The organism is Streptomyces phytophilus (genome assembly GCF_013870535.1).
Classification (GTDB): Bacteria; Actinomycetota; Actinomycetes; order Streptomycetales; family Streptomycetaceae; genus Streptomyces; species Streptomyces phytophilus.
On the sequence record NZ_JACBXC010001550.1, the window covers coordinates 1 to 1241 of the forward strand.

Here is a 1241-nt window from a genome sequence, read left to right on the forward strand (position 1 = left end):
GGGCGGACCGCCGTCCGGCGGGTCCCCGGCGGCCAGTTCGTCGATCAGCTCGCGGAGCAGGAAGGGGTTGCCGCCGGTCGCCCGGTGGCACGCGTCCACGAGTGCGGAGCCGGGCGCCTCGCCCAGCCGCGTACCGAGACACGCGCCGACCCCCGAAGTACTGAGCGGGGCGAGGCGCAGCAGCTCCGCTGCGGGGAGGCTGACGATGGCGTGCACGCCGCCGATGCGGGGCCCCTTCTGGGCGGGGTCCGTGGTGGCGCCGAGCAGGATCGGCCGGTTGTCCAGCCGGGTGGCGAGGTAGTGCAGGAAGCGCAGGGAGGGGGCGTCACCCCACCAGACGTCGTCGAGCAGCAGCGCCAGGGGCTTGCGTTCGGCGAGGTGGACGCACATCCAGTAGAGGCCGTTGAGGAGTACGTGCTGCCGGTCGCCGGAGTAGAGCGCGGCCTCCCGGCCGGTGTGCAGGGGGTCCTGGGACCCGTGGTCGAAGAGCCGGCGCGCCGGACCCGCCGGTCCCCGGAACACCCGGCGCCGCTCGTCGGGGGACGCCGCGGCCAGCCAGTCCTCGAAGAGCCGGCGCACGACGCCGTACGGGAAGACCCCCTCCGACTCGTCGCCCCTGGCCTGGAGGACGTGGCAGCCCTCCGCCTCCGACCTGCGCCGCAGGGCGGCGAGCAGCGCGGTCTTGCCCATCCCCGGGGCGCCTTCGACCAGGAGCAGCTGCCCGGCGCCGCGGCGGCATCGCGTGATCGCGCTTTCGATGACCGCGAGTTCGTGTTCCCGCTCGATCAACGGCACGTCTGCTGAGCGCATGAAGTCCTTCCCCCGTCGGTGACCCATTGTCGGTGCGGACGAGTCGGGGTCGCCGACTCGTCACCCGCCCTCCACAGCCTTGTCGATGAGGGCGAGCAGTTCGTCGTCAACGATCGGCACGCGCTCTGCCTCCCCGGCCGCGCCCCCCGCTTCCGGACCCGGCGCGGTGGTACCGGAGGACCCGGCGGGCCCGGGGCCGGGTGGAAAGAGCTCCGCGTGCAGGCGGTCCGCCAGCTCGGCCGGGGTCGGGTGCCGGAACACCACCGTGCTCGGCAGCAGCACGCCCGCCGCGGCGGTGAGCCGGTTGCGCAGCTCCACCGCGGTGAGGGAGTCGAACCCCAGCTCCCGGAAGGGGCGGTCGGGCGCGATCTCGTGCGCGGTGCCGTGCCGCAGGACGGTGCCCGCCTGGGAGCGGACCAGCCCCAGCAGCA

2 protein-coding genes are annotated in these 1241 nt (G+C 74.6%); both read right to left on the reverse strand.

Translation table 11 applies throughout. The features are described from left to right. A partial coding sequence (locus H5J30_RS34140) for an AAA family ATPase (protein ID WP_220189618.1) occupies positions 1 to 810 on the reverse strand: 810 nt, incomplete at its 3' end. Between the two features lie 60 nt (positions 811 to 870). After that, positions 871 to 1241: acyl carrier protein (locus tag H5J30_RS37585; RefSeq protein ID WP_181791693.1), on the reverse strand; the 371-nt coding region annotated here is incomplete at its 5' end.